The 435-nt window shown below is 25.7% G+C and carries 1 protein-coding gene; it reads left to right on the forward strand.

Annotated features, from left to right (window positions below; genetic code table 11):
• The coding region (locus RAD15_RS43970; protein WP_458184889.1) for an HIT family protein at positions 1 to 358 on the forward strand (358 nt) is incomplete at its 5' end.
• Positions 359 to 435 lie beyond the last annotated feature (77 nt).

The following is a 435-nucleotide window of genomic DNA, read 5'->3' on the forward strand; positions in this document are numbered from 1 at the left end:
TGAAGATGTCCTGATTCAAACTGATAATTTTTTTGTGGTTTTCGATATTGATCCAATACAAGAAGGACATTTACTTATTATTTCCAAAAAGCATATTATGAATATAAGTCAATTATCGAATGATTTATTGTTAGAGCTGAGTATATTAGAAAAAAAAATAATTAACGTTATCGAAAATAATTTTCAAGTTTTAGGAATTACCATGGCCATAAATAATGGGCGTACTATGGATGATGGCGTACATTTTCATGTGCATATAATACCTAGATATACAAATGATGAATTTTGGGAAAACATCAAAATCCACAAACAAAAATTAGATAAGCAAAAATTAAAAAATATACTTAACTTGCTATAAATTGTTATTTTATAATGTATACATATTACTCATATTTTTGGTGATTTCTTCATCCATCATATCTTGATTTATCCCTA

Source organism: Bradyrhizobium sp. 14AA (genome assembly GCF_054185205.1).